The 22,192-nt window shown below is 69.1% G+C and carries 20 protein-coding genes; 8 read left to right on the top strand and 12 right to left on the bottom strand.

The window, feature by feature from the left end; genetic code table 11:
* The 3 genes from AB0J16_RS25420 to AB0J16_RS25410 all read left to right on the top strand — a co-directional run bounded on the left by AB0J16_RS25420 (position 1) and on the right by AB0J16_RS25410 (position 2,777).
* Positions 1-471: a tripartite tricarboxylate transporter TctB family protein gene (locus AB0J16_RS25420; RefSeq protein WP_358543819.1), complete on the top strand. Its 471-nt coding sequence runs from the start codon at positions 1-3 to the stop codon at positions 469-471.
* Positions 472-473: 2 nt separating this feature from the next.
* Positions 474-1,976: a tripartite tricarboxylate transporter permease gene (locus AB0J16_RS25415; protein WP_358543817.1), complete on the top strand. Its 1,503-nt coding sequence runs from the start codon at positions 474-476 to the stop codon at positions 1,974-1,976.
* 114 nt (positions 1,977-2,090) lie between these two features.
* Complete coding sequence (locus AB0J16_RS25410; RefSeq protein WP_357956429.1) at positions 2,091-2,777, top strand: FCD domain-containing protein; 687 nt, start codon at positions 2,091-2,093, stop codon at positions 2,775-2,777.
* A gap of 131 nt (positions 2,778-2,908) precedes the next feature.
* On the opposite strand, the gene AB0J16_RS25405 is transcribed toward AB0J16_RS25410, so the two are convergent.
* The 6 genes from AB0J16_RS25405 to AB0J16_RS25380 all read right to left on the bottom strand — a co-directional run bounded on the left by AB0J16_RS25405 (position 2,909) and on the right by AB0J16_RS25380 (position 9,181).
* Positions 2,909-3,433, bottom strand: coding sequence for a hypothetical protein (locus AB0J16_RS25405; protein ID WP_358543814.1), 525 nt, complete (start codon positions 3,431-3,433; stop codon positions 2,909-2,911).
* Between the two features lie 224 nt (positions 3,434-3,657).
* Complete coding sequence (locus AB0J16_RS25400) at positions 3,658-4,746, bottom strand: mandelate racemase/muconate lactonizing enzyme family protein (RefSeq protein WP_358543811.1); 1,089 nt, start codon at positions 4,744-4,746, stop codon at positions 3,658-3,660.
* A gap of 14 nt (positions 4,747-4,760) precedes the next feature.
* Complete coding sequence (locus tag AB0J16_RS25395) at positions 4,761-5,633, bottom strand: carbohydrate ABC transporter permease (protein WP_358543809.1); 873 nt, start codon at positions 5,631-5,633, stop codon at positions 4,761-4,763.
* On the bottom strand, positions 5,630-6,553 hold the full coding sequence (locus AB0J16_RS25390; RefSeq protein WP_358543807.1) for a sugar ABC transporter permease: 924 nt from the start codon (positions 6,551-6,553) through the stop codon (positions 5,630-5,632). Before AB0J16_RS25390 ends, AB0J16_RS25395 begins: the two co-directional genes overlap by 4 nt.
* Positions 6,553-7,905 carry an extracellular solute-binding protein gene (locus AB0J16_RS25385; RefSeq protein WP_358543806.1) on the bottom strand — a complete coding sequence of 451 codons (1,353 nt, stop codon included), beginning with the start codon at positions 7,903-7,905 and terminating at the stop codon, positions 6,553-6,555. Before AB0J16_RS25385 ends, AB0J16_RS25390 begins: the two co-directional genes overlap by 1 nt.
* Positions 7,892-9,181 carry an alpha-L-fucosidase gene (locus AB0J16_RS25380; RefSeq protein ID WP_358543804.1) on the bottom strand — a complete coding sequence of 430 codons (1,290 nt, stop codon included), beginning with the start codon at positions 9,179-9,181 and terminating at the stop codon, positions 7,892-7,894. The genes AB0J16_RS25385 and AB0J16_RS25380 overlap by 14 nt, the downstream gene beginning before the upstream one ends.
* A gap of 120 nt (positions 9,182-9,301) precedes the next feature.
* Between AB0J16_RS25380 and AB0J16_RS25375 the strand changes: the two genes are divergently transcribed.
* From AB0J16_RS25375 to AB0J16_RS25360, 4 genes are all read left to right on the top strand, one after another.
* Positions 9,302-10,003, top strand: a complete 702-nt coding sequence (locus AB0J16_RS25375) for a GntR family transcriptional regulator (protein ID WP_358543802.1) — start codon at positions 9,302-9,304, stop codon at positions 10,001-10,003.
* A gap of 66 nt (positions 10,004-10,069) precedes the next feature.
* Positions 10,070-10,330 carry an ATP-binding protein gene (locus AB0J16_RS25370; RefSeq protein WP_358543799.1) on the top strand — a complete coding sequence of 87 codons (261 nt, stop codon included), beginning with the start codon at positions 10,070-10,072 and terminating at the stop codon, positions 10,328-10,330.
* A 58-nt stretch (positions 10,331-10,388) separates the two neighbouring features.
* Positions 10,389-10,652, top strand: coding sequence for a hypothetical protein (locus AB0J16_RS25365; protein WP_358543797.1), 264 nt, complete (start codon positions 10,389-10,391; stop codon positions 10,650-10,652).
* A 79-nt stretch (positions 10,653-10,731) separates the two neighbouring features.
* The gene (locus tag AB0J16_RS25360; protein WP_358543795.1) at positions 10,732-12,747 is read left to right on the top strand and encodes an ATP-binding protein; all 2,016 of its coding nucleotides are present in this window, start codon (positions 10,732-10,734) and stop codon (positions 12,745-12,747) included.
* A gap of 8 nt (positions 12,748-12,755) precedes the next feature.
* Here AB0J16_RS25360 and AB0J16_RS25355 read toward each other — a convergent pair whose 3' ends face one another.
* From AB0J16_RS25355 to AB0J16_RS25345, 3 genes are read right to left on the bottom strand one after another with little or no spacing between them, the layout of a single operon-like run.
* Complete coding sequence (locus tag AB0J16_RS25355; protein ID WP_358543793.1) at positions 12,756-13,451, bottom strand: aspartate/glutamate racemase family protein; 696 nt, start codon at positions 13,449-13,451, stop codon at positions 12,756-12,758.
* A 24-nt stretch (positions 13,452-13,475) separates the two neighbouring features.
* Positions 13,476-14,852 carry a UDP-N-acetylmuramoyl-tripeptide--D-alanyl-D-alanine ligase gene (gene murF / locus AB0J16_RS25350; RefSeq protein WP_358543791.1) on the bottom strand — a complete coding sequence of 459 codons (1,377 nt, stop codon included), beginning with the start codon at positions 14,850-14,852 and terminating at the stop codon, positions 13,476-13,478.
* Positions 14,849-15,811 carry a D-alanine--D-alanine ligase family protein gene (locus AB0J16_RS25345; RefSeq protein ID WP_358543788.1) on the bottom strand — a complete coding sequence of 321 codons (963 nt, stop codon included), beginning with the start codon at positions 15,809-15,811 and terminating at the stop codon, positions 14,849-14,851. The genes murF and AB0J16_RS25345 overlap by 4 nt, the downstream gene beginning before the upstream one ends.
* A 288-nt stretch (positions 15,812-16,099) precedes the next feature.
* On the opposite strand from AB0J16_RS25345, the gene AB0J16_RS25340 reads away from it, so the two are divergent.
* On the top strand, positions 16,100-16,837 hold the full coding sequence (locus tag AB0J16_RS25340; RefSeq protein ID WP_358543786.1) for a VOC family protein: 738 nt from the start codon (positions 16,100-16,102) through the stop codon (positions 16,835-16,837).
* A gap of 72 nt (positions 16,838-16,909) precedes the next feature.
* Here AB0J16_RS25340 and AB0J16_RS25335 read toward each other — a convergent pair whose 3' ends face one another.
* From AB0J16_RS25335 to AB0J16_RS25325, 3 genes are all read right to left on the bottom strand, one after another.
* Positions 16,910-17,503, bottom strand: coding sequence for a putative glycolipid-binding domain-containing protein (locus AB0J16_RS25335; RefSeq protein WP_358543784.1), 594 nt, complete (start codon positions 17,501-17,503; stop codon positions 16,910-16,912).
* On the bottom strand, positions 17,500-17,865 hold the full coding sequence (locus AB0J16_RS25330) for a hypothetical protein (RefSeq protein WP_358543782.1): 366 nt from the start codon (positions 17,863-17,865) through the stop codon (positions 17,500-17,502). The genes AB0J16_RS25335 and AB0J16_RS25330 overlap by 4 nt, the downstream gene beginning before the upstream one ends.
* A 175-nt stretch (positions 17,866-18,040) precedes the next feature.
* Complete coding sequence (locus AB0J16_RS25325; RefSeq protein ID WP_358543779.1) at positions 18,041-22,132, bottom strand: glycosyl hydrolase 115 family protein; 4,092 nt, start codon at positions 22,130-22,132, stop codon at positions 18,041-18,043.
* Positions 22,133-22,192: the final 60 nt, after the last annotated feature.

The following is a 22,192-nucleotide window of genomic DNA, read 5'->3' as shown; positions in this document are numbered from 1 at the left end:
ATGGCCGCTTCTTCCGACCTCCGGTCCGGCCGGATCGGCTTCGCGCTCCTGACGCTCCTGGCCGCCGTCGCCACGACCGGCGCGTTCACCACACTCGACTTCGGCAGCCCCGCCGAACCCGGTCCCGGGTTCTGGATCGGCTGTATCTCGGCCGCCACCCTCGCGTTCACCCTGGCAGCGCTGCTGAACCCGGGCGTCGTCATCGACGGGGTCAGCCGTATCACGCGCGCCGACGGGCTCGCCGTCGCGGCGGCCCTTCCCCTGCTGGCGCTGACGCCGCCGATGCTCACCCTGCTCGGGCTCACCGTCACCACGGCGCTGACCTGCCTCTACTGGTTCATCGTGATCACCAGGACCGCCCCTGTCCGCAGCCTGATCGGAGCGGCCGCGATCACGACGGGGATCGTCGTCGTCTTCATCGAACTGCTCCACGTGCCCACCCCGCTGGGCACCCTGACCGGGATCCGGTAGTCATGGACATCCTCCAGAATCTGGCCGACGGGCTGCAGGTGGCCCTCGCCCCGCAGAACCTGCTGTTCGTCCTGCTCGGCGTGTACGTCGGCATGATGGTCGGGGTCCTGCCCGGCCTGGGCCCCGCGCCGACCGTCGCGCTGCTGCTCCCGATCACGTTCGGCCTGGAGCCGTCCACCGCGGTGATCATGCTGGCCGGCGTCTACTACGGCGCCATGTACGGCGGCACCATCACCTCGGTGCTGCTGCGCATCCCCGGCGAGGCGGCCTCGGTCGTCAGCACCGTCGACGGGCACGAAATGGCCCGGCAGGGCCACGCGGGTCGCGCGCTGGGGCTCGCGGCCATCGGCTCCTTCGTCGGCGGGCTGGTCGCCACCTGCTGCCTGGTGCTGTTCGCCCCGGCCCTGGCCGACTTCGCGCTGAACTTCGGCTCGCCCGAATACACGGTCCTGGCGCTCCTGGGCCTGATCCTGGTCGCCTACACCTCCGCGGGAACCATGGTCAAGTCGCTGGTGGCGGTGGGCATCGGCCTGCTGCTGGCCTCCATCGGGCAGGACCCGATGTCCGGCGCGAGCCGGTGGGCGTTCGGCGTGCCCGACCTCATGGGCGGCATCGACATCGTGGCCGTGATCATGGGCCTGTTCGGGCTGACCGAGATCCTCGTCAACATCGTCGAGAACCGGCGCGGCGTGTCCCCGACCAACGCCGTCGGCCGGGTGCTGCCCACGGGCCGCGACCTCAAGGACAACACCGGGGCCATCGGCCGGGGCTCGCTGATCGGCACCGGGCTCGGGCTGGTGCCCGGTGGCGGCGGGGTGCTGGCGTCGCTGGTCTCCTACGGCGTGGAGCGCAAGATCTCCCGTACGCCGGAGCGGTTCGGCCACGGCGTCCCACAGGCGGTGTCCGGCCCGGAGACCGCCAACAACGCCGCCAGCATCTCCAGCTTCATCCCGCTGCTCACGCTCGGCTTCCCGCCGAACGGCGTGCTCGCCGTCATCTTCGGCGCACTGCTGATCCAGGGCGTCACCCCGGGGCCGACCTTGATCTCCGACCACCCGGACATCTTCTGGGGCGTGGTGGGTTCCATGGTGGTCGGCAACCTGATCCTGCTCGTCATGAACATCCCGCTGCTGCCGGTCTTCGTACGGATCGCGAAGATCCCGCCCGCCGTGATGTCCACGCTCACCGTGGCGATCCTCATCGTCGGCGCGTACACCATCAACGGCAACACCTTCGACGTCGCCGTCATGGTGGCCGCCGGTCTGGCCGGTTATCTCCTGCGGAGCATCGGCGTCCCGCCCGCGCCGATCGTGCTGGCCTTCATCCTGGGCCCGATCTTCGAGACCAACTTCCGCCGGTCGCTGGTGCTCTCCGACGGCGGCTTCGGCATCTTCGCCTCCTCGCCGACGGCCGTCGTGCTGCTCGCCCTGACGATACTTGTCCTCGTCAGTACGGCGCTGCCCTTGGTCCGTCAGCGCCGCAGGACTCTCGAAGCGGAGAACTGACCAGTGACCGTACCCGCTCCGCCCGGCACGCGTCCCTGGCGCGACGTCGTCCGAACGGCCCGGCCCCAAGGCGGGACGGCGAATGGCCGTCCCGGTGACGAGTAGGGTGATCGTATGTCGGCTGCGACTCTCCATTCGGCGGTTCTCGACGCACTGGGTTCGGACATCGTCAGCGGAGAACTGCCCGCCGGATCCGTCCTCACCCTGGAGAGCCTGCAACAGCGCTACTCCGTCTCGCGAGGGGTGGCGCGCGAGTGCATGCGCATCCTGGAATCGCTGCGCATGGTCACCTCACAGCGCCGCACCGGCATCTGCATCTCGCCTGAGCAGCAGTGGAACGTCTACGACACCCGGGTGATCCGCTGGCGCCTGGACAGCAAGCACCGCGCCGCCCAGCTTCGCTCTCTCACCGAGCTGCGCCTTGGCATCGAGCCGATCGCGGCGCACCTGGCCACCCTGCGGGCCTCCGCCGACGAGCGCGCCGCACTCCGTGCCGCGGCGCAGGACATGCGCCGCTACGGCACGACGCACCGCCCGATGCGCTACCTCGCCGCGGACATCGAGTTCCACCGGATCATCCTCGGTGCCTCCGGCAACGGGATGTACACCGCCCTCGCCGATCCGATCGCGGAAGTCCTCAGGGAGTCACCGACGCACGGCCGCTCCGACTACCCCGTCCCCGAGACCATCGGCTATCACGAGGCCGTCATGGAAGCCATCTGCGCCGGAGACCCGGACGCCGCCGAGCGGGCGATGACCACCCTCCTCAGCGATGTCCGCAGCGCGTTGAGACTGCTGTAGGGAGCCTGGCGCATCTCTCGAGCAGCACGCATAGTGCCAGGAGTAGAGGTAGGCGCCGGCATTCAACTGCTGGATGATCCGAGCCTGACACCTCCTCGGCTGGGGTGTCAGGCTCGGTGAGCGCGTGAGTCTCAGAGCTTGCGGATCGATACGGCGTTGTCGCCGATCCCGCCGCCCCGGGGATATACGCACAGGTAGGTCTGTACGACGGCGACGACGGTCCAGCCGGGCGGCGCCGATTGGACGCCGCAGATGATGAGTGTGCGGCCGGAGGGCAGACCGTTGATATTGGTGAGGGTCTGCTGGTTATTGAGGACGCCGTTGGGGGTCTTGCTGATTTCACAGTTGAAGGAGTAGGACAGCGCCGTGGCATAGAACCCGGCCGGGGGCGGAGGCGTGATACAGGTGGTCACCGTGCCGCCCGCGGCGGTGTCGCTGATGACCTGGACGGTTTTCGCGTTGTAGTAGATGGTGCCGGGCTGGCCACACTGGTACCAGTCGAAGTAGGCCGTCGGCATCGAGCCGGTGGGGATGGGGGCGTTCGCGCAGACGTTCGAGCTGGGGCCGAGCATCCGCGTCGATCCTTCTGCCGGGGAGGGAGAAAGGCACATGACGGCGGCCGCCGCGACGACGATGGCGGTCAGCAGTCTTCTCATCGGCGCTCCTGTCGAATCGATGTGGGGGGCCATCACGGCTCATCATTACTGGGCCCCTGCCTCCGAGAAATGCCTATTGTTGCCTAAAAGCACGAATGTCATTTTTTATCACGCATATTGCAAGTTTCTGCTACAACTGCGATACTCCCGCCATAAATAGGATATGCGACTCGCCCATTTAAGGTAGCGACCTTAATACCGACACTCTGCCGGCTAACGGCGGCTCAGGCGACGCGATGGTCGTCGAGGGCATCGGGATCCCAGTCGATCCCGATGCCGGGGACGTCGGGCGGTGTCATCTCGCCGTCCTCGATCACCGGAGAGCCGCGGGTGATCGCCCGCAACTGCGGGATGTACTCGACGTACATCCCGTTCGGCACCGCGGCGGCCAGGCTGACGTGCAGTTCCATGAGGAAGTGCGGGCTCACCGCGACGTTGAACGCCTCGGCGGCGTGGGCGACCTTCAGCCACGGGGTGATCCCGCCGATGCGGGCCACATCGACCTGCACGATGCCGACCGCGCCCGCGGCCAGGTAGTCGCCGAACCGCTGAACGGAGTAGAGGGATTCGCCGACCGCCACCGGCACCGAGGTGGAGGCCGCCAGTCTCCGGTGTCCGTGCAGGTCGTCGGCCGGCAGCGGCTCCTCGAACCAGGCGATGCCGAGCGGCTCGTAGGTCCGGGCGCGCCGGATCGCCTCCGCGGAGGTGAACGCCTGGTTGGCGTCGACCATGACCTCGAAACCCGGTCCCACCGCCTCGCGGACGGCCGCGAGCCGTTCGGCGTCTTCGGCGAGCGACGGCCTGCCCACCTTGACCTTCACCCCGCGCAGCCCGGCTGTGGCGGCCCGCTTCGCGCCGTCCACCAGTTCCTCCACGGGCAGGTGCAGCCAGCCGCCCTCGGTGTCGTAGACGGGTAGCCGCTCGTGCGCGCCGCCCGCCATCCGCCACAGCGACTCACCGGTACGGCGGCCGCGCAGGTCCCAGAGCGCGGTGTCGACGGCGGCGAACGCCAGTGAGGTGATGGCCCCGACGGTGGTCGCGCGGGTCTGGTCGAGCATGTGCCGCCACAGCGCCTCGACCGGCCGGGCGTCCCGGCCCAGAAGCGCCGGGACCAGGTGCTCGGTGATGAGTGACGTGACGGCCCGCCCGCCGGTCCCGATCGTGTAGGAGTACCCGGTGCCGGACAGCCCGTCGGAGGTGTGCACGGTGACCAGCACCGTCTCCTGCTTGACGAAGGACTGCATCGCGTCGACGCGGACGGCCGCCGGTTGCAGGTCGACCAGCTGGACGTCGATTCGTTCGATTCGGGGCATGTCATGTGCTTTCTTCACTTGAGCGCACCCAGGGTGATGCCGCTCGTGACGTAGCGCTGGAAGATCAGGAAGAGGATGACGATCGGGAAGGTCGCGATGACGAGGCCGGCGAAGAAGGCCCCCTGGTCGCTGACGAACTGGCCCTGGAAGGAGAGCAGGCCGACTGACAGTGTGCGGTCCTGCGGGCGGGTCAGCAGGACGACGCCGAACTGGACCTCGCTCCACACGAAGATGAGCCCGAGCAGCGTGACCGAGACGAAGCCGCCCTTGCTGATGGGCAGGACCACGCGGAGCAGCGCGGCCAGCTCCCCGTAACCGTCGATCTTGGCCGCTTCGAGCAGTTCCCGCGGCACGGCGGCGAACACCGACCGCATGATGAGGGCGATGGTGGGCGTCATGAACGCCGCGTACACCAGCGAGATGCCCGCCACGCTGTTGAGCAGCTGATACCTGCCCAGCAGCTCGAACGTCGGGATCAGCGCGACGACCAGCGGGACGCTCAGGGCGAGGACCATGACGCGGCTGACCGCGTTCGACAGGCCCCTGGTCGCGCGGGCCAGGCCGTAGCCGGCCAGGCTGCCGCAGGTCACGCCGATGGCCAGGCTGCACAGTGCCACCAGCACGCTGTTGATGATGTACGTCGACAGCGGCGCGCCACCGACCACGCCCCGCCAGGCGTCGGCGTAGTTCGACAGCACCCACTGGCCGCCCAGCCCCAGCGGGTGGGCGTAGATGTCGCTGGTCGGGTGCAGCGACAGCAGCAGCATCGACACGAACGGCACCACCGTGATCGCCGTCCAGACCAGCAGGAGCGTGTAGCCGACGTACCACAGCGGGCCGTGCCGCCAGGCCGATCGCCTCCGGCTTGGAGTCCGCGGCGCCGTCATCGCGCGTCCAGGGTCTGCTGGCGGAAGATCCGCATGACCGTGATCCCGATGACGGCGACGATCAGCGTGGTGAGGACCGCGGTGGCCGAGCCGTAGCCGTAGTCCTGGTCGACGAAGGACTGCTTGTAGACCAGCACCGGCAGGATGCTCGTGGAGTTACCCGGACCGCCTCGGGTCATCGCGTAGATGACGCCGAAGGCGTTGAAGGAGAACACCGAGGTCAGCGTCGTGATCGTGCCCAGCATCGGCACGATGTTCGGCAAGGTGATCCGGAACAGCCGGCCGGCCGCTCCGACGCCGTCGAGCGTCGCCGCCTCGTGCACCTCCTCGGGGATGGCCTCCATCGCGCCCAGCAGGATCAGCATCGCGTACCCCGTTTGCGTCCACACCGCGACGAAGATCGCCGCGTACAGTGCCGTCGAGGACGACGCCAGCCAGGCGTGATCGTCTCCGAGCCCGATCAGGCCGAGCAGTGAGTTCACCACGCCGGTCGTGGGCTGGAAGGCGTTCGACCAGAAGATGCCCGCGATGCTGACCGGGATGATCACCGGCAGGAACCAGACGACCTTGAAGATCCGGGCGCCGGGGACCTTCCGGCTGATCGCGTTGGCCAGGAGAGTGCCGAGGGTCACCGTGAACACCACGGTCCCGACGAAGAACTGCAGGCTGGTCCCGATGGACTGCCAGACCAGCGAATCGCGCAGCAGGCGCCGGTAGTTGTCCAGGCCGTGGTAGGCGACCGAGCCGATGCCGTCCCAGGAACCGAGGCTGATGCGCACGGATCCGGTGATCGGGTAGGCGACGAGCACGAGCAGCAGCACCAAGGCCGGGACCATCGCCGCGATCGGGAAGATCCGTGCCCTCCGGCGCGGCGGCCGCGCCGTGGCGGTCGTCGCCAGGACGACTTTGTCGGCGATCATCAGTCCGACGCTCCCGACACCTTGCCGGACTGCAGGTCCTCCAGCGCCGACTGGTACTGCTGGGCCGCCTGCTGCGGGGTCAGCTTGCCGGCCACGAGCTTCTGCAGCACCGGCACGGAGAACGCCTGCCCGAGGGTGGAGGGCACGGTGGAGTCCCAGATGTTGACCAATCCGACGGACCGCGACAGCTCGAACTGCTGCTGCACCAGGTCGCCGAGGTTCGACAGGCTCGACGCGGGGATCGAGCTGAACACCGGGAGCGAGCCGGTGGCGGCGATGACGCTGACCTGGTACTTGTCGGTCATGAAGAACTGAAGGAACTTCTTGGCCAGATCCGGGTTCGCCGCCTTGGCCGGGACCACCAGGGTGTCACCGTTGAAGGCGTCGAACGGCGTCTTGCGGCCCGGCGTGAGCGGGGGCAGCAGGAACCAGCCCATTTCGAACGACGGCTTGGCCTCCTTCAGGCTGGAGTAGGTGTAGTTGCCGCCCTGCAGCATCGCGAGTTTTCCGCTGGTGAACAGCCCCTGGGCCTGGTCGGTGTCCATGCCGAGCATCCCGTTCTGGTAGATGCCCTTCTTCTGCCAGTCCTGGATCGTCTGGAGCACCTTCACGAAGCCGGGGTCGGTGTACTTGACGTCCGTGGGTGATCCGGGCTTGAAGTTGGTGAGCATGGCGTCGTAGTCCTCGGCCGGCACCGCGGTGGGCAGCAGCGCGTCCAGCGTGTGCCCCAGGTCGTACGGGCTCGAACCGCCCACCCCGAACCCCTCGTACCCGGCGGCCTTGACCTTGCCCACCATGGATTCGAAGTCGGCGACGGAGGCGACCTGGTGGTCGGCCGGGTCGGGGAGGCCGGCCTTCGCGAAGGCCGCCTTGTTGTAGTAGACGGGGTTGATCAGCAGTTGCTCGTAGAGGACGCCGTAGTGGTGCCCGTCGGTCGTGTAGTAGTCGGCCTGGCTCTTGGAGTACTTGTCCGCCAGGCCCGCGGCCTTCCACACGTCGTCCAGCGGGGTCAGCTGCTTGTTCTTCAACAGCGCGGACCAGACGCCCGTGCTGCGCTGGAGGTAGCCGATGTCCGGGGTGCCGGTCGAGCTGAGCAGTGCCACGTTGGGGCCGCGGGAGCTGCCGGAGTCGACGCCCTCGAAGGTGACCACCGTGCCCGGGTTGGCCTTCTCGAAGTCCTTGCCGACCTGCTGCATGGCGCTGGCCAGCGGTCCGGTGGGGATCTGGATCCGGAGCGACTTGCCGTCGCCGCCGCCCGGTCCGGTGCCGGTGCCGCACGCGACGCCGACGGCCGCGAGCAGGACGCCCGCGAGGACGGGCCTGACTACCTTGAGAGTTCTAGACAGTGGCATGGGAGCCGTCCTTCCAGGGAGCTGACAGCTCAATGGCGATGACGTCGATGAGTGCGCCGGTCGGTGGCGGCACGGTGATGAACAGTTCGCCGAGCGGCTCGTCGTCCGCGCCGTTCGCCTTGTGCACTTCCTCGTTGAGGCTGTACTCGAGCGGTTGCTCGGTGCCGAGCAGGCGGACGCCGACGACCGAGCCGATGGGAACGTTCCTGACGACGAGCACGTCCTGCGGTATCAGCAGCAGGTGGAGGTAGATGGTGTTGTCGCGCTGCGTCGCCGGACCGTGGAAGTCGAGGCGTTGCGGCGCGGGCGCGGCCCCGACGATGCTCTCGCCGTGGCCGGCGAGCCAGCCGCCGAGTTGCTTGAGCGTGGCGACCTCGGTCGGCACCAGCGACCCGTCACCCCGCGGCCCGATGTTGAGCAGGAGGTTGCCGCCCCGGGAGACGACCTCGCTCAGGTAGGAGGCGAGCAGCCGGGGGCTCTTGTAGTCGAGGTCGCCGGGCCGGTAGGCCCAGCTCTCGCTCATGGTGAGGCACAGCTCCCACGGGCCGCCCGGTGGCCGGCGCGGCATGCCCTGCTCGGGTGTCGCGTAGTCGCCCTGGCCCGGCAGCCGGTCATTGATGATCACGTCCGGCTGCAGGGATTTGATCAACTCGCGAAGCTCGGCGGCGTGCCACTCCTCCCCGGTGCGTTCCCACTCCCCGTCGAACCAGAGCAGGTCGATCGGCCCGTACTCGGTGAGCAGTTCGGTGAGCTGGCCCTTGACGTAGCCGAGGTATCGCGCCCACTGCTCCGGCGCGGGCCGCCGGTAACGCTCGTGCGGGTAGGGACGATCGGCGTCGGTGAACGCCGGGTAGTCGGGATGGTTCCAGTCGAGCAGCGAGTAGTAGACGCCGACACGCAGGCCCTCGGCGCGCAACGCGTCGAAGAACTCCCGGGTGATGTCACGCCCGTACGGCGAGGCCGCGATGGAGTACTCCGACTGCCTCGTGTGGTACATCGAGTACCCGGCGTGATGGCGGACGGTGAAGACCACGTAGCGGGCACCCGCGTCGCGGGCGAGCCGCGCGACGCCGCGCGGATCCCAGCGCCGCGGGTCGAACGTAGCCGCGCTCGACTGATATTGCGCGATGGTCATGTCGGCTTCGGGTTCTGTCCGGTCCGGCAGGATCGAGTGGCCGACCAGGGGCCAGCCGATCTCCACGCCTTGCTGACTCGCATGGTCCCAGTGCACGAACAGGCCGAAACCCGCCTCGCCGAACCAGTCGGGAATGGTCACGAGCTCATCCTTCTGCGTTGGGCAGACTTGCCCAGATCGGATACGATACGATTTGCATGAGGATGCAGGGCGTTTCGGGCATCTGTCAACCACGAATACGGAAGTTCATTTGGAGGGGAGATGAGTGACTCGACGCCGGTGGCGGGCGCGTCCGGCGGCTCGGGTTCGGACGAGCCGGCCAAGGTCAGCGTCCGCGAATCGGTCTTCCAGGCGCTGAAGGCCCGGCTCATGGATCACGACCTGGAGCCTGGGGCGAAGCTGTCGATCGACGGGCTCGCCCGCGCACTCGACGTGTCGCAGACGCCGGTCCGCGAAGCGCTCGCGCGTTGCGAGTCGGAGGGGCTGGTCGTCCGCCGGCCGAACACGGGCTATCTGGTGGCTCCCCTGCTCGACCGGGCCGCCCTTGACGACTTGTACGACGTCCGCCTGCTCCTCGAACCGTCCGCCGCCGCGCGTGCCGCACGGTACGCCACGACCGCCGAGGTGAGCGCCATGCGAGGGTCGCTGGAGCAGATGATGTCACCGCTGGTCGGCGACACCTACGAGGCGTATCGCGGCTTCGCGGAACTGGACGCCCTGTTCCACAACGCGATCGCCGAGGCCAGTCGCAGCCCGCTCATCGCCGACACGCTGCGCAGATTCCGCGCGCACACCCATGGTTACCGTCTCTACTTCCGCCATGGGATCGCCAGTCACGCCGCCGATGAGCACCGCGCGGTGCTCGACGCCATCTGCCGCAACGATCCGGAGGCGGCGGCGAGCGCCATGACCGCCCACCTGGAGGCGTCGCGGTCACGCCTGACGAGCGCCTACGAAACCTGACCCGGCCAGGTCCGCGATCCCCTACCATTTCCCGTTATGCGGATTCCCGTTATGCGGATTCCCGTTATGCGGACTCCTGCGCTCACCACCGATCCGCTCGTCGGCCGGCACGGCTTGAAGCGACGCGTCGACGAGCTGACCGGCGCCGCGCGTACGGAACAGGGCGGCGCGCTGGTGCTGGAAGGCGAGGCGGGCATCGGCAAGAGTGCGCTGCTGGAGTACGCCCGCAACGCGGCGCCCGGGTTCCGGGTGGTCCGGACGTCCGGTCGGAGTTCGAGCAGGAACTGCCGTACTCCGCGCTGCACCAGCTGTGCGTGCCGATGCTGAAGCAGCTCGACGGGCTGCCGGACCGGCATCGCGACGCTCTGCGGGCTGGCCCAGGGCGATGGTCTTCCTCGCCCGCCGGATCGCCGCCGACCCGGTAGCGATGATCTTCGCGGTGCGGCCGACGGACGCGGCGGAGGGGTTCGGCGAGCTGCCGAAGCTGGCCGTCGGCGGCCTGAGTGACGAGGACGCCAAGGTGCTGCTGGCGACGCGGAGCCCGTTCCCCCTCGATGACACCAGGTCCGGGACCGGCTCGTCGCCGAAGCACCGGCGACGGTACGAAGGCGACCCCGAGCTGGCCGCGCTGGTGGGCATGCTGCCGTAGCCCGCGCGGTCGCCGCCGTCGAGAAACGGTGACATGCGGCGGACGGCGCGCGCACATTCGGCACCGATCGTAGTTCGTCATGAACGACGGATCTGGATTGCTGGGATGGCACCTGCGAGCGGCGCGTGAGAGGGCGTTCGCCGGGCGGGAGGAAGAGCTCGCGGTTTTCCAGGCGGCGTTGTACGGCGGCGGCTGCAGCGTGCTGTTCGTGCACGGCCCCGGTGGCATCGGGAAGTCGGCCTTGTTGCGGCGGTTCGCTCACGAGGCCGCGGTGATGGGGCGGCCGGTGTCCATGGTGGACGGGCGCATGTCGGAGCCCTCACCGGGGGCGTTCGAGGCTGAGGCGGAACCGGTCTTTCGTGATGCGGGGGCGGTGCTGCTGATCGACTCCTTCGAATGCGTTCAGGGCTTGGAGGGATGGCTGCGTGAGCGGTTCCTGCCGCGGATGCCCGTGGGGGCGCTGGTGGTGATCGCGGGGCGCTACCCGCCGGATCTGCGCTGGCGGGCGGACCCGGGATGGGCTGGGGCGCTGGAGGTGCTGCCGCTGCGCGACCTGCGGGCCGCGGACGCGCAGGCCCTGATGGACTCCTGCGGGGTGCCGCCCGAGTCGCGTGGGCCGCTGTCAGCCTTCGCCGGTGGTCATCCGCTGGCACTGCTGCTGGGAGCGGCCGTGGCGGTGAAGGACGGCGGGGGCGGCCGGCGGTGGACGCCGCGTCAGGACGTGGTGGCCACGTTGCTGGATCAGTTGGTGGGCGAGGTGCCTTCGGCGGCCCATCGGCATGCTCTGGAGATCTGCGCGCACGCGTACACGACCACGGAGGACCTGCTGCGTGCGGTGCTGCCGCAGGACGCCGGGACGTTGTTCCGGTGGTTGCGGCGGTTGCCGTTCGTGGAGTCGAGCGGTCTCGGGTTGTTTCCGCATGACGTGGTGCGGGAGGTGGTGGAGGCTGACCTGCGATGGCGGGATCCGGAGGGGTACGCGGTGATGCGCGAGCGCGTTCACGCCCATCTGGCGGACAAGGTGCGTACGGCGAGCGACGCGGACGTGCCCGGCGCCATGGCGGCACTGCTCTACCCGCGCAACGGGGCGTCGGCCGATTTCCACGGCCGCCACGACGAGGGCGAGTTCCAGGAAGAGGTGCTGCGCCAGGAGGACGTCGACACGTTGCTCCGGGTGGCGACGGCGGCGGAGGGCGCGGCGTCCGCGCGCGGCGCCGCCTTCTGGGCGGAACGTCAGCCGGAGGCGTTCCGGCTGTATCGGCGCAGCGAAACCGGCGAGCCCGTGGCCTTCGCCGCGTGGTTGCGGTTGGCGCGATTCGATGAGGAGGAGCTGACGGCCGATCCCATCGTGGCCATGGCGTGGGCGCACGCCCGTGCCACCACGCCGTTGCGCACCGGTGAACATATGGCGGTCAGCCGGGTATGGACGCTGCCGACGTATCGCGGAAACTCGCCTCTGATGGAGGTGATCCAGTGGCGAGTGATCGGCGATTGTCTGCGGGCCGAGCGGATGGCCTGGTCATATATCGCGGCACGGCATCCGAACCATGTGTGGGCGGAGCTTTTACGGCATTACGGGATGCGTGACATCTCCGAGCAGCCGCGGTTGGGGGATGACGCGTACACCCTGTTCGTCCATGACTGGCGCGCGGTGCCGGCGCGGGCGTGGCTGGAGCGGATGAACCGGCTGCCCGCCGGCGGCCCGGGTGCCGCGACGGCGGAGCTGGCGGTGCTGTCGCGGGCGGAGTTCGCCGAGGCGGTCCGCGAGGCGTTGCGCCAGTTGTCGCGGCCGGACGCGCTGGCCACTTCCCCGCTGACGCGCACCAGGCTGATCGCCGAGCGGGCCGGGCGGGATCCGGCCGCGGCGCTGGGGGACCTGCTGCGCCAGGTGATCGACGACCTGCGTGCGGATCCGCGCTCGGTCAAGTTCCATCAGGCGCTGTCGGTCACGTTCCTGTGCGGCACGCCCACCCAGGAGCTGGCCGCGGAACGGCTCGGCCTGCCGTTCAGCACCTACCGCCGCCATCTGGCGGCCGGCATCGAACGTCTCCGCGCCGACCTGTGGCACCGGGAGCTGTACGGCGCACCGGCGTAGCGATCCACCTAAGAGTCGGCAAGAGCGAAGCCGGCCGCCGCCTCCGCGTGCAGCCGGGCGCTCGGCAGCACCGGGATGGCGCTGTCCTTCTCACTGATCAGCAATTCGATCTCCGTGCAACCGAGGACGACGCCTTCAGCGCCGTCGGCCGCGAGATCATCGATGATCCGGGCGTAGGCGTCCCTGGACGATTCCCGGAGCACCCCGCGCACCAGTTCGTCGAATATCACGTGATGGACCAGTTCCCGCTGCTCACGCCGCGGCACGACCACGTCGAAGCCGTGGGCGGCCAGCCGATCCCGGTAGAAGGGCTCCTCCATGGTGAATCGGGTGCCCAGCAGGCCGACCTTGCGCATGCCCCTGGCGCGGATCTCGGTGCCCACGGTGTCGGCGATGTGCAGTACGGGCACGCTCACTGCCCGCTGCACGTCGTCGCTCACCCGGCTGAAGGTGTTGCTGCAGATGAGCAGGACCTCGGCACCCAGATCCGCCAGTTTCCCGCCCGCCCCGGTCAGCAGCGTACTCACCTCGTCCCAGCGGTCGGCGAAGATGAGGTCCTCGACCCGCGTGTAGTCGACCGACCAGATGAGGCTGTCGGCGGAATGGCTGCCGCCGAGTCGCTCGCGTACCCGCTGGTTGATGATCTGGTAGTAGATCACCGTCGATTCCCAGCTCAACCCGCCGATAAGCCCGATAGTGCGCATGGAACTCCATTTCCTTTTGGACAGTCACTGGGTCAGCGCACGGGCGCAGGCGCTGAGCCCGATCTCGCTGGAGGCCTTGACGAGCACCACGTCTCCCGGTTCGAGGAGCGCGGTGGCCAGCTTGATGGCCTCGGCCACGTCCTCGACGATGTGGACGGCCACGCCCTGGTTCGCGGTCTCCGCCGCCCACGCCATCGCGAGCGGATCCCCGGCGCCGACCGTGATCAGCACGTCGAAGCGGAGGTCGGCGACGAGCCGGCCCATCTCCGCGTGCCGGGCGCGGGAGGCGTCGGCCTGCTGGCCCATCGCGCCGAGTATGGCGACGGTACGACGAGTGCCGGCCAGGGCCTTGACCGCCCGCAGCCCGGCCCGCATGGACTCGGGGTTGGCGTTGTAGGCGTCGTTGACGATGGTGATGCCGTCAGGTCGTTCGACGATCTCCAGCCGGCCCCCGGAGCGCCGCCGCGCGGCGGTCAGCCCTTCGGCGATCTCGGCAACGCCCAGGCCGAGTGCGGTGGCGACGGCGGCGGCGCCCAGGGCGTTGCTCACCTGGTGCTCGCCTATGAGGTCGAGCTCGACCGGGGCACGGCCGGCGGGCGTCACCAATTCGAACGCGGTTCGCGCCCGGTCGGCCATCCGTACGCCTTCGGCTCGCACCCGCGCCCGCGCCGACCTGCCGTACAACAGGATCTGGGCCTTGGTGCGGCCGGCCATGCCCATGACGTACGGGTCGTCGGCGTTGAGCAGCGCGAACCCGTCCTCCGGAAGCGCCTCGACCAGCTCGCCCTTGGCCTCGGCCACGTCGGCCGGCCCGGCTCCCATACGCTCCAGATGCGCGGTGCCGACATTGAGCACCAGCCCGACCTGGGGAGGCGCGAGCCCGGTCAGGTACGTCAGGTCGCCCTTCCGGCTCGCGCCCATCTCCAGCACCAGGTATCGGGTGGTGGCGTCGGCACGCAGCACGGTGAGCGGCAGCCCGAGCTCGTTGTTGAACGACCTGTTGGTGGCGACCGTCGCGGCGCGCCGTTCGAGCACCTGGGCCAGCAGGTCCTTGGTCGTGGTCTTGCCCACCGAGCCGGTCAGGCCGATCACGATCGGGCTGACGCGTTCGAGCAGGTGCCTGGCCAGCAGGCCGATCGCGAGCTGGACGTCCTCGACCACCAGGGCGGGCACGCCGACGGGCCGCGCGGCCAGCACGACGACGGCGCCGTCCGCGATGGCACCGGCCGCGTAGTCGTGACCGTCGACGCGGGCGCCGGCCGTCGCGGCGAACAGGCCGCCGGGCACCACCTCGCGGGAGTCGACCGCCGCGGGCGCCGTCACCAGCGCCCGCGGGTCGGGCACGTCATGCAGGCTCGCGCCGACGACCCGCGCGATCTCGTTCAGCGTCATGGGGATCATGAGCCGCTCCTGGCGAACGCGAGGTCGATCAGGCGGCGCAGCAGGTCCGGGTACGGGACACCGCTCGCGGCCCAGGACCTGGCGTAGACGGAACGGGAGGTGAAGCCGGGCATGGTGTTGATCTCCAGTACGTACAGGCGTCCCGTGTCCTCCTCATAGAGGAAGTCGACCCGGGACAGGCCGTAGCCACCGATCGCCCGGAAGGCGCGCAGGGACAGCTCGCGTGCCTCCTCGGCCACCCGTTCCGGCAGCACGGCGGGGATGGTGGCGATCTCGGCCTGGCTGAGGTATTTGGCCTCATAGTCGAGCCAGTCGCCGGGCACGATGAGCTCGCCGCACACCGAAGCGTCCGGCGTGTCATAGTCGCCGAGCACGCCGCAGATGACCTCGCGCGCGCTCACGCCCTGCTCGACGATGACCACCCGGTCGTAGGCCAGCGCCAGCTCCACGCCCGCGCGCAGTTCCTCCATGGAGGTGACACGTGAGATGCCGATGGAGGAGCCCATGCTGGCCGGTTTGACGTACATCGGCCAGTCGAGCGACTTCACCAGACCCCAGTAGTCGGTGGTGGTGCGCCATTCGTGCGCGGTGAACCACACGTGCGGGGTGACCGGGATGTCCTCCGCCAGGAACACGCGCCGCATCGCGACCTTGTTCATGGCCACGGCGGAGGCCATGACGCCGCAGCCCACGTACGGGATGCCCAGGGTCTCCAGGTGACCCTGGACGACGCCGTCCTCGCCGAACGGCCCGTGCAGCACGGGGAAGACCACGTCCGCCAGATCGCCTCGCAGCTCCACCGGCCATCTGCCCTGCCGGTCGATGATGACGGCGACGGGCTCGTACAGGTCCCTCGGCAGGGCATCGAGCACGGCCTGCGCCGACTGCAGCGACACCTCGTGCTCGGCGGACGGCCCACCCGCCAGCACAGCCACGCGTACGCGTTCGGTCAAGATCACTCAGCCTTTCCTCAGCGGCACGGCGACAGCACGGTGTGCGCCGTCGTAGAACCAGCCCGCCGAGTGTCGGCTCTTCGCCTGATCACTTCCCAGGCCATTCGCTGCCCAGTTCCTGACCAAAGCGCGCCCGCAGTGTGCCGCTACATCCGCCACCGCCACCGCCACCGCCTCCGCACCCGCCCAAAGCCATCGGCCGCTCGGCGAAGTCCCCGGCCTGCCCGTTACCGCCGGTTGAGCCGAAGGTGCGTGGTTAATCCTGGTTAATGGGTTGGGCATAGGATCGGCGGCATGGCGCTGCGACTTGTTCAGGTGAATTTCAAGGCTCGGGATGACTCGGCGCTCGGCCGGTTCTGGGCGGAGGCGCTCGGTTGGGGTCTTTCCAGCGAGGGACCCGGCGTGACCAACCTCGAACCCGAGGGCTTCTCCTGGCCGGACCCCGACGCCTTCTACATCGATCTCGTCGCCGTGCCGGACCCCGAAACGGTGAAGTATCGCGTGCACCTCGACCTCGCCACCACCTCCGCCGCCCATCAGGCGGAGCTGGTCGCGCGCCTGAAGGAGCTCGGCGCGACACCCGCCGACGTGGGCCAGGGCGACGTCCCGTGGACGGTTCTGGCCGACCCGGAGGGCAACGTGTTCTGCGTGCTGGAGCCTCGGGAGATCTACCGGGACACCGGGCCGATCGCCGCGATGGTGGTCGACTGCGACGATCCGCGGGCCATGGCCCGGTTCTGGGGCGAGGCCACGGACTGGAGCGTGCACGAGGTGACCGACGATCACGCGACGCTGCGCTCCGCCAAGGGCGTCGGCCCGTATCTTGAGTTCCTCCGCAGGTCCGGCGTGCCGACCGTGTGGAGCCGCATCCATATCGACCTGCTGCCCGACCCCATCGACGAGCAGGCGGCGGAGGTGGCCCGGCTGCGGACCCTCGGCGCGACGCCCGCCGATGTCGGCCAGGGCGACGTCCCATGGAAGGTCCTGGCCGACCCGGAAGGCAACGAGTTCTGCGTCCTCGGCCGGGCCTGACCCGGAACCTGCCCCGCCTGCGCGCCGCCTGGCGCCACTACTCTCTCGGCGGTACGGCCGCGCCCGCCACGGTCAGCGAGTTCGGAGGTCCACTCGCGAGGCCAGGCCGGGATAGTCGAGGACGAATCCGGACTCGTCGTAGATCAGGCGGCAGGCGACGTCGAACACCGGTGCGGCGTAGTCATAGCGCTGACGACGGCCCTCATCGGGGATCCGGGTGTAGTGCTGGTCGAGGCGTTCGACGGTCAGGTCCACGGCCCGTACATAGGCGGCCGGGGCGTCCTGGCCGGCGCCCACGGCCAGGAGCAGCCGGTGCACGGGGAACGCGTTCGTCATGGCCGATGACTCCAGATCCACGTCCAGGCAGCCGTCGAGGTGGGGCGCCGGCACACCGTCGACGCGCCAGCTCCCCGGGTCGCCGGACTCCAGGACCGTTTCCCTCACACCTGCCATGGAACGGCTGGTGAGCTGTGCCCGCCGGGTCCTCCAGCCGGCGTCCACCTCGATGGTGTAGCCGACGGCCCAGGTCTGGCCCTCCTCGACGGCCGTGGTGCGGCCCTCGATGAGATGGCCGCCCCGCGTGGGTTGGAAGTAGACGACCTCGAAGCCCGTGCGGGCGGTGTGGTGCCGCCAGGCCGCGGTTTCCGGCGGAGAGGTGAAGATCACCGGGTAATTGTGCCGCAGCTGACCGGCTCCCCGGTGGCGAACGACTCGTTGGCGGCCGGTCCGATCACCAGGGCGCGGGCGCCGTCCCGCTCGTCCGCGAGCGCCACCGGGGAGGCCGCGCCGTCGAACATCGCGGCCGGCATGCGCTCGTCGGCGCCGCCGTGCCCCTCGTGGACCACCGTCACCGGGACCTCGCGCGGGGGCGCCCACAGAGGACGCACGCGGATCCGCGCCCCGCCGGAGTTGGGCGGGGCGACGTCGCCGTGCAGCGCCCCCGACCCGGCGGTGACGCCCGTGCCCGGATCGGCCCATTGCGTCTCCTCGACCTCCAATTCCAGCCGCCCCCGGGTGCCGTTGAACATCACCCGGTACCCCTCCTAGGGGGAGTACGCCGTGAGGTGGTAGGTCATCGTGGCGCCGCGTCGGTGGTGCCGACGTCGAACTCGGTGATCGCGATCGCCTCGGGCACCGTCACCGTCGACGGCCGCCGCCGGAAGGCCGGCAAGGTCATCGGGTGACTCCGGCCACGTCAGAGCGTCATGAAGCGCTCGCTTTCCGGCCGCTGGGGGTCTGGAAGCCGGTCAGGCCGGGTGTGTCGTCCGTGGTCAGGACGATCTGGTTGAGCACCAGCCCGGCCTCGCGAGGCGCTAGCGAGATCGTGTGCTCGCCCGGCCCGAGCGCCAGCGCGGCCGCGGCGACGCTCGTGCTGCCGTACCAGGTCTCGAACCCGGTCTCCGGCCCGGACTTGTTCGACTGGTATCTCCACTGCCCGTCGACGACCACGTGGTAGGAGTCGGCGTCGGCGTTCGGGTTGCTGGTGTTGACGAACAGGTAGTACGTGCCACCGGTCTGGATGTCGACGGTGAAGTCGAGCCGCGGTGGTGCTCCCGCCGCGGAGCTCCCGTTGACCTTCTGTGTCGGGCCGGCCTTGAACAACGCCTCGGCCTGGGCAGCCGAGGTCGCCAGCCACTGCGCCTTCGCACTGGCGTCGGCCGGCGGGACGACCTGGAGACCGTTGCGGGCCAGCGCCCAGCCGTGCGTGCCGTTGTTGCTGTCGGCCGCGTTGGCGGCAGCGCTCTTCTCCAGCGCGTCGGCCGCGTCGAAGACGACCGAACCGTTCCGCTCCAGATAGGCGCCGACCGGTGCCCCAGTGGCTCTGCCCACCGTGACAGGCGCCACCCAGGCCTCACCGCCGGCGGCGGTGATGGACAGCTCGGCCTTCCCGGCCCGGTGTCCGGTGACCTGTACCTGACCGTCCTTCACTGCGACCGACACTGCGGTCTCGTTGTCGGACTCCGCGGCCGCCACATCCCGTACACCCGTGATCGTGCTCGTCTCGCCCACCGACGTCTGGATCGCGGGCAGCCGCCGGAGCCTCGGCATCTCGTCAGGAACAGGCGCCACGGTGGCCTTCTGGGGTGGGGCGATGTTGTTCGGGCTCTCGGGCGGGCCGACCAGGCCGTCACCGGCCGCGCCGGCGCGGGTCTCGATGATGATGCGGTCGAAGAGGATCGCCGCGTCCGAGCGGTAGACCACGAGGTCGTGCCAGCCCGGTGTGGTCACGTCGATGGTGAAGTTCAGGGGTTCGATTTGACGCATGATGTTGAAGCCCCAGGGGCTGGTGCTCGTACCGGCGACAGAGTTGCCGCGCAGCAGGCCGGGCGCCTGGGCGTCGAGCCCGATCGCCGTACGCGCGGTTCGCGGCGTGCCGTTGTCCTCTGTGCCTTCGTTCAGGGTTGGAATGCGGTAGAAGGTCCCGGTGAACTTCCCGGTGGAGGTGAAGTAGACGCGGTATCTCAGGCGGGCGGTCGTCTCGAAGCCGGAGTCGACCCGGGGCGCGATCTCCGGGAAGCCGCCCATCGACGCCCCGCGCTGACCCACGCCCTCAAGGGGGGCCCACCGGCTCCCGTCGGTTCCGGGCACGTTCTCGGCGAAGTGCTCGGCCTCAAGGGCCACGTATCCGTTGGCCTCCAGGTGCCCGCGCTCGGCATAGCGCAGGTCCACGGCCGCCCGCGCCGCCTCGACCGTGAACGTCGCGACCGGGTCGCCGACCTTGGCTCTGTTGACGGCGTTGAAGACCCGGATCGTCCCCGTCGCGGCCGGGTGGTTCTTGGCGACGGTCACCGTGACCCGTTGCTCTGTCGCGGTCGTGCCCGAGCGCTGGGAAAGGGTGATCCACCGAGCGTCCGCCTCGGCGACCCACTCCTGCGCTCTGGCCGCGTCGTCCCGGGAGAACACGTCGAAGAACCGCTTGTCGTCGGGCGCGGCCGAGTTGAACGCCAGCGTGCCACGGCCAGGCTCCTTGCTCCCCTCGGCGGCGGCGCCCACCGCGTCGGCCAGTGTGGCCACCCGGGCGTACCGGTCGTTGGTCAGCATGACGGTGCCCTCGTTCGGGAAGCCTTCGGGATGGCTGTGGCCGATGGCGTGGTCCCACTTGCCGCCGCTGATCGTGTTCCAGTAGTCCTCGTCGGTGAGAACGCGCTCACGGGCCTGCTTCGAGAGCAGCTCGTAGCTTCCCGCGCCGGCGTAGCGGCCTTGGGCGGCGGCGAGCTGGTTCTTCCAGTAGTAGCCGATCTGCTCGGCCATGTTGCGGTAGGACCGGACCCGGTGGAGCACCTGCTGATAGAACGCCGGGCGATAGCGCGGGTCGAGCTTCGCGGAAACACCCTCGAGAATCGCCACCAGTTTGTTGGACTCGTTGATGTAGCGCTGGAGCTCATCCCCGTCCGAGGTGGCGCTGAACGGGAAGACCTGACCGTTGTGGATCCTTCCCGAGCTCGCGTTGGAGGAGTTGATCTCCCCCCAGAACTCGGCGCGCTTGGTGCTCTCGAGCGCGTCGAACCTTTCCAGCGCGTCGGTGACCACGGCGGCGTCGTCGCCCTTCAGCCGGAAGTCTCGCCGCACCTGCTCGGTGAGGAACCTGCTCCCGATGTTCGTGTCGTCATAGCCCTTGACGTCCCACGCGAGCTTGGCGAACAGGTCGAGCTTGATCTCGCCGGGCTTGATGTCCCCGACGTTGAGGATCCAGTAGCGCCCCGCGCCGGAGTTCCACGCCCGGTGCAGCTGCTGCACCATCAAGGACATCGGCGTGGAGTTCAGCCACAGGTAGCTCTTCGGCTCGCCCCAGTAGGAGATGTGGTAGTAGACGCCGTTCCCGCCGGACCGGGCGGCTTCGGTACGGGTGGGCACCTGGCGCAGGTAGCCCTGGTTGTCCTCGGCCCACATCAGGGTCACGTCACCGGGGATGTAGTTCTTCAGCCCGGCGTTGTAGAGATCGTTCATCTCCTTGTAGGGGATGAACACCTGCGGCACGGCGTCGGCGCTGCCGTAGACCGCCGCGATCAGCTTGCGCTGCTCGCTGATGACGTCGGCCAGCATCTCGATCTTGTCCTTGAACCCGTACGGGTTGCCGGGTGTGAACACCGGATCGCTGTCGTGCACCCCGCGAATACCCAGGGCGAGGATGTTCTCGAAGCCGGAGTTGGCGACCACCCGCTGGCGCCAGTACTCCAGGATCGCGGGCTTGTTGATCGAATAGTCGTAGGCCGCCACGGCGTCCGCGCCCTTGATGTCGAGCGCGTCCTTGTTGCGGTCGTACCACTGCCGCCACTCCCCCTCGTTGTTGCGCAGCATCAGCTCCGCGTGAGAGGAGGAGGCGACCACGCCGAACGCCGACGCCTCGCGAGCATTGACCGGGGTTCCGTTGTCGTACGTCCCGGTGTCGGTGACCGCGTTGAACGCCCTCGAGGCCAGGTGCATCGCCGGCCATAACGTGTTCAGCTTGAGCCGCAGCATCAGCTCATAGACGTGCCGGTAGTAGTTGACATCAGGCGTGCCGTTGCCGGTGGGGAACTTCTTCTTCGCCCACACCATGGTGCGTTCTTCGTCGTTGATGAAGATGCCGCGGTACTTGACGTCCGGCCCGTCGTCGACCCTGGCCTTGCCTTCGACCTCGATGTCATCGCGCCGCTTGACCGGCATGTCGCTGTACCAGTACCACGGCGAGACGCCGATCTCCTCGGAGATCGAGTAGATCCCGTAGATCGTCCCGCGGGCGTCGCTGCCCGCGATCACCAGTGCGTCGCCGACCCCGGGAACCGGGTTCTTGATGGTCTTGGTCGCGTACGCCTCCCACTTGCCCTTGATCCCGGCGGCCTCGTCGAACTTGCCGGCCGCGACGATCGCGTCGATCAGCCGGCTCTGACCGAGCTGGCCGACGATGATCGCGGTCTTCTGGCCCGCGGCTTTGGTCCGCAGGGCCGGCAGCTTGCGCTGGTCGGCCTTCGCCAGCCGCGCTTGCCTGGCGGGCGTGTCGTCGACGAACAGGCTCTGCACCTCGCCGGGATCGATCGCCCCGGTCACCATGGCGACATCCTGACGCAGGTCCTGGACCGCGCGGCGGATCTGCGTGTAGTCCCGATCGGCGTGATCGCCGCCATAGGACGGGTCGATCAGGATCGGAGCGGTCGTACGCCCGTCGAAGATGGTGAAGCCGGTCGATGACGCCTGCGCCGGCGTCACCCCCACCCACGTCAGCGACGCGGCCAGCAGGGCGCCGATCGTCACAGCCACGGACCATCGCCTGGCCCGACCCGCGATGCGCGGCAGTCTCTGTCCGGGCTGCGACATCCCTCGCTCCTTTCGCCCGACACGGCCTGACGTGGCCGGCATGATCGGAACGTAGGTACC

Source organism: Nonomuraea sp. NPDC049750 (assembly GCF_040659625.1).
Lineage (GTDB): Bacteria > Actinomycetota > Actinomycetes > Streptosporangiales > Streptosporangiaceae > Nonomuraea.
Note: the sequence above shows the minus strand (reverse complement) of the source record. Positions and strands in the feature narration are given on the sequence as shown.